Source organism: Microcystis sp. LE19-41.2A (genome assembly GCF_027530405.1).
In the GTDB taxonomy this organism is placed as follows: Bacteria; Cyanobacteriota; Cyanobacteriia; order Cyanobacteriales; family Microcystaceae; genus Microcystis; species Microcystis aeruginosa.
The window spans coordinates 1-5,495 of sequence record NZ_JAPZQJ010000546.1 but is presented as its reverse complement, the minus strand read 5'-3'; the positions used below and the strand labels follow the sequence as shown (position 1 = coordinate 5,495).

4 protein-coding genes and 2 pseudogenes are annotated in these 5,495 nt (G+C 45.4%); 2 read left to right on the top strand and 4 right to left on the bottom strand.

From position 1 onward, the window contains the following. Window positions 1–701, bottom strand: a pseudogene (locus O9290_RS22935) (IS30 family transposase); the annotation flags it as partial. A gap of 118 nt (window positions 702–819) precedes the next feature. Between O9290_RS22935 and O9290_RS22930 the strand changes: the two are divergent. Beyond that, window positions 820–1,083: pseudogene (locus tag O9290_RS22930) on the top strand (zinc ribbon domain-containing protein); the annotation flags it as partial. A 90-nt stretch (window positions 1,084–1,173) separates the two neighbouring features. Further along, entirely contained in the window at window positions 1,174–3,027 is a 1,854-nt protein-coding gene (locus O9290_RS22925) for a hypothetical protein (RefSeq protein ID WP_288058921.1), read from the top strand. 104 nt (window positions 3,028–3,131) lie between these two features. On the opposite strand, the gene O9290_RS22920 is transcribed toward O9290_RS22925, so the two are convergent. The 3 genes from O9290_RS22920 to O9290_RS22910 all read right to left on the bottom strand — a co-directional run bounded on the left by O9290_RS22920 (window position 3,132) and on the right by O9290_RS22910 (window position 5,276). Continuing rightward, window positions 3,132–3,473, bottom strand: coding sequence for a DUF760 domain-containing protein (locus O9290_RS22920; RefSeq protein WP_002796237.1), 342 nt, complete (start codon window positions 3,471–3,473; stop codon window positions 3,132–3,134). A 320-nt stretch (window positions 3,474–3,793) separates the two neighbouring features. Beyond that, window positions 3,794–4,957 (bottom strand): GuaB3 family IMP dehydrogenase-related protein, encoded by a 1,164-nt coding sequence (locus O9290_RS22915; RefSeq protein ID WP_104397093.1) that lies wholly within the window; start codon window positions 4,955–4,957, stop codon window positions 3,794–3,796. A gap of 82 nt (window positions 4,958–5,039) precedes the next feature. Further along, window positions 5,040–5,276 carry a hypothetical protein gene (locus O9290_RS22910; protein WP_016514875.1) on the bottom strand — a complete coding sequence of 79 codons (237 nt, stop codon included), beginning with the start codon at window positions 5,274–5,276 and terminating at the stop codon, window positions 5,040–5,042. Window positions 5,277–5,495 lie beyond the last annotated feature (219 nt).

Genomic DNA, 5,495 nt, shown 5'->3' with positions numbered 1-5,495 from the left:
ACAAAATTCTTTGCCGTTGTCACAAGTAAAGGTTTTTCTTTTGTCAGGGTGAATCTCTTGAAAAAGTTTTTCTGTGACTCTATTGATTTCCGATGCGGTTTTGTTTTTGGCTAATCCTGCTCCTAAAAATTTCGAGGCTTTGTCCAGATGAGTAACGAGAACTCCTAGATGATTGCCCCCAATCATTGTGTCACTTTCCCAATGACCGATTTCGGTTTTCTGGTCAGCAATTGCTGGTCGCTCGCTGATATCTACACGCCCCGGAATCCCTCCACGCTTACTTTTTGCTCCATTTCGACTCTTTCTTTTTCCTCGTCCAGCCGCGTAGGCATTCTTGATACTTTCCACAGTCAAGGGTAGTTTTGATAGATCATTTGATAGATGGTTTCATGACTGAGCGATTCTTGACCAGCTTTTTTCAGACGACCCGCTATTTGTTCGGGACTATGATAACTTTTCAATCCTTCTTTCACCAACTCTAAGGCCGACTCGCTGACATTTTAAAAGGGTTGTTTGGCATTTTTGGTGCGCGTCTCGCTTTCAGCTTGTGCTGTGTCAGGTAGATAGCAGCCGAGAGAACTTTGATTCCTTCTTAATTCTCGTGATATCGTGCTTTGATGACATCCGAGCCAGACGGCCATTTGCCGTTGAGATAAATTTCCCTCCTGACTAAGTTGGTAGAGCAAGTTTCTTTGTTCTATGTTAAGATGTTGGGGGCTTCGTTTTTGGGTCTGATTTGTTTTTGTTAATGATCAGACAGTACCTGATGAGCCTTTCTTTGTCAACTCTTGAGGTTGATGCGTTTCATTTTTGAATTGGCGATATTATCTTAAGGTTGATAAAAACGGAACTTCGCAAGAGTGTCCTAATTGTGGCGCGTTCACTGGTAAAAAGTCGTTATCGGAAAGAGTTCACCGATGCGATTCTTGTGGTCACATCGAACCGAGAGATACGGCATCGGCGAAGGTAATCGAGAACCGAGGAAAAAACGCGGTCGGACTGACCCTGTTAGAAAACGCTTGCGGAGGCGATCTAACGGGGATCGTTCAGTTAAACCTGTTTGATCTAGTCAAGAGCAGATGAACCAAGAATCCCCCGCTACACCGTGCGAGCGGTTAGCGGGGGAGAGTCAAAAAGTAGGTTTATTGAAGAAGTGGAGGGAATCATCATCCTATGGCGATAATGACAAAATCATTTGGACAAAGACTGGCAGAGATTTTCGGGTTTGACCTGCGATCGCTGGCTTTATTTCGCATTGCCTTGGCGTTAGTGGTTTTAGTAGATTTATCGGTTCGTTTTAGCCAAGTAACTGCCCATTACAGCGGATTGGGGGTTTTACCCCTAGGAAGCTTATCGAAAGTCTCTGCTAGTCCTTTTTACTGGTCTATTTTTGCTCTCAGTGACTCGGTGCTGGTGCAGAGTATCCTATTTATTGTCGCTATAGCGATCGCATTATTGCTTTTAATTGGCTATCATACCCGTTTAGCCACGATCGCCACTTGGGCGCTAATCGTCTCTTTACATCATCGCAACCCCCTGTTACTATTTGCCGCCGATGACGTAATCCGGGCAGTATTATTCTGGGCGATGTTTTTACCCCTTGGTGCCTGTTATTCCGTGGAAAGTGCCTTAAACACCAATCCCAACCCCCTACCCAAGCGCGTAGTTTCGGCCGCCACGGTGGCTTTTATGATACAGGTGTGTTACATATATATGTGGTCAGTGGTTTTTAAACTCAAAAGTGAGACTTGGTGGCCCGACGGTACAGCCGTTTATTACTCTCTTAGTTACGATCAATACGCTACCGCTTTCGGGAGTTTTTTACTGACTTTACCGCAGCAATTCCTCAAATTCCTGACAATTTCAGCCCTAGGCTTTGAATGGTTCGGTCCGCTATTGATGTTTGTTCCCTTTCGCAATAGTTTATTTAAAATAATCGCCGTAGTTTCCTTTATTTTCTTGCATACGGTTTTTGCGCTGATTCTACATTTAGGGGTTTTCCCTTTCTTGAGTGTTACCTATTGGTTGCCGATCATCCCTAGCTTAGTCTGGGATTGGGGACAAAAACGGATAATAAACCCAGAAAGGGAAGGTTTAAGGATTAATTATGATCGAGATTGTGGATTTTGCAAGAAAGTTGTTCATCTTCTCCGCACGTTTCTCATTTTACCCGGCACTCCCCTGTTAGTCGCGCAGGATAACCCCTCAATATACGAGGATATGGTGGCCCAAAATTCTTGGGTGGTGGAAGATTGGCAGGGAAAACGTCGGTTTAAATGGTCAGCATTGGTTTATATTGTCAGTCTTTCGCCGATTTTCTGGTTTTTAGCGCCAATTTTGCGTTTACCGCCCCTCATGACCCTGGGAACGAGAATTTATGAGTGGATTGCCTCCCATCGTCGTTTTATGGGCAATTTCACCAAACCTCTCAAGTTTCGTCCCCTGACGATTAAATCCTCTTTACCTTTAAATATTTTGGTAATTTTCTTCTTCTTGTTGACGAGTATCTGGAATTTACGCAGTTTTGTCCGGCAATCGGTCGATAGAGGCGATTTAAATACACCTCTAATTCAGTCTCTTGATCGCTTGCTCACCCGTCGTACTTTTAATACAATTGATATTCTGGCAAGAGTTACCCGTTTAGACCAATATTGGACTATTTTTTCCCCTAGTCCCCCTCGCGATGATGCTTGGTTTGTGGCAGTCAGTCAATTAGCCGATGGTTCCACGGTAGATATATTTAGAGAAGGACAGCCGGTAATTTGGGATAAACCCACGGATAGCGATCGCAATCGTTTGTATAAAACCATGCAGTGGCGGGTATATTTTATTAATCTTAATCGAGCTATCGGTCGGTCAGTTTATGGAGAGTTTGGTCAGTATCTCTGTCAAAACTGGAATCAGCAGCACGGTAGTGATCAACAAATTAAATCCCTGCAACTTTATATCATGCGGGAAAGGACTGTCCCCCCCGGAGAAAAACAGGGAATCGAAAAAGAACTACTCTGGCAGCAAAACTGTCTTTAATCAGTTATCAGTTATCAGTTATCAGTTATTAACCAGATCAAAGTTATCTTGTAACTAAAATCTGATTGCTTCTTTTTCCCTTTCAAACTAACTACCGCTAAACCTTAAACATCGCTAGAACCACTCTGGAGACTAGCGAGGGATTTTTCAAAATTCATTCTCTGTTCAGCATTGCGGAGAAAGTAACCACTCATCATTGCTGAGGCCAATAACCGGCCCAGATGTTCGCGACTGGTACTGATAGTGACCCCGAAATGTTCCGAAGGAAGGTTGCCCAAAAGTCCGATAATGTTGCGTTCCATCACTTGAAAAACCTCTTGGGACTCCGGTTTCGAGAGTTGGGCGATTGTTTCTGGACTTAAGGTCTGGACATACTGCCACAAACTCTCGGAAAATTCACTATCGGTACCGAATAAATTGTGAGGGCGATCGTTTTCTCTATACACCTTTGATCTCCTTAACTCAATTTTTTTAAATTATCCTTTTGGTTCTTCCAATTGGGAGCATTTCACCTTTGTAACTCCTAAATCAGGTTTTATGTCAAGCTATTTTGAAAGCCTTGCTAGAAACCAGTTTTAGGGACAAGTATAATTACTCGCTTGCATAAATGAGATGCTCCCTTCCAATTTAACAGTTTTTTGAGATAGTGGCAGTCGGTAGAACCGAACCCGAAGGTGATGGTAATCCCAAGCAGAAAATCCATCTCTGGCAAAAATCAAAAACTGCTCCGAGAAGCAGATAACCGATCACTGTTCACCGATAACTTTTATTTACCCATACCTAACTGCTGGGCCTTTTGATAGACTTTACCCTCCGTCAGCAGCGAGGGGGCAATCACCACTTCCACCTGTTGCATTTCCTTTAAGTTCTTAGCACCCAAAGTTCCCATACTGGTTTTCAGCGCCCCTAGGAGGTTATGAGTACCATCATCCAATTTTGCTGGTCCGACGAGGATTTCGGCAATAGTTCCGGTACTGCCCACACTAATTCGGGTTCCCCGGGGTAGAACCGGACTAGGTGTGGCCATACCCCAGTGAAAACCGCGGCCGGGGGCTTCCAATGACCGGGCAATGGGAGAACCAATCATCACCGCGTCAGCACCACAGGCGATACATTTGCAGATATCACCGCCGGTAATAATGCCGCCATCGGCAATAACGGGGACGTATTTACCGGTTTCTCGGAAAAAATCGTCCCTAGCGGCGGCACAATCGGCCACAGCAGTGGCTTGGGGAACTCCCACCCCTAAAACGCCGCGAGAAGTACAGGCGGCCCCCGGACCGATACCGACTAAAACCCCGGCTGCCCCAGTTTTCATCAGGTTAAGGGCGACTTCGTAGGTGACGCAGTTGCCCAAAACCACGGGAATGGGCATTTCTTGGCACAGTTGCACTAAATCGAGGGGGGTGATAGCTTCCGGGGATAAATGGGCAGTGGAAACAACGGTTGCTTGGACAAAGAGAATATCGGCCGCTGCTTGGGCGACGATAGCACCGTATTTGACGGCACCGGCAGGGGTGAGGCTAACTGCCGCAATACCGCCTTTTTCTTGAATTTCTTGGATACGAAGCTCGATTAGTTGCGGTTTAATCGGTTCTGCGTAGAGTTCCTGCATTAAACCGACGAATTCTGCTTTGCCGACTGCGGTAATGCGATCGAGAATCGGGTTAGGATCCTCGTAACGGGTTTGAATTCCTTCGAGGTTTAGTACCCCTAGCGCCCCCAACTCGGAGAGAAGGACGGCCATTTTAGTATCCACCACCCCATCCATAGCGCTGGCGATAATCGGGATTTCCCGCTCGATATTGCCGAGAGACCAACGGGTATCGGCTAAACTAGGATCGAGGGTTCGCACTCCGGGTACAAGTGCGATTTCATCGATACCGTAAGCTCTACGGGCTGTTTTGCCCCGACCAATAATTGTATCCACTTTTCTATACTATTTCAGACCTATTTAGCCTAGACTAGCAAATTTCGCACCATCTCGAAAAGCTTTTCGGTATTATGGCAAACTAGGCATCGGGAAAATAATCGCCACAGTCGATCGCTTGTTCGGTGTTGGCGCTCCTGGGTTGTACACTACATTTGAGGCGATAATCGTTGGTAAAGTAGCGGCAGTGGGAGCAAGGGATGGAGTGCATCCGTCGGGCAACTTGCCAACTATCGCGCACGGCACTGGTTAAAGACCAGCAAACTAAAGCGATAATGGCAGCGGCGATTGAAAAACGTAAAATAATCCAGATTTCCATGGCGAGCAACTAAAATTACCTGATTTGAATAGGAATCAACTGAGGCAATCGGCAGAGGGTTAGATACTGAACAGTTTACTTACCGAAATTTTGGGTTAAAGCCCCGTCCTTTTAGGACGGCTTTTTAAACTATATCTTGTTAACTTAACTTTTATTGTGCTATACTGATTTTGTCTAAGTCCCCCCTGCGTAAAATGTTTGTCTTAGAGTTTAAAGTTA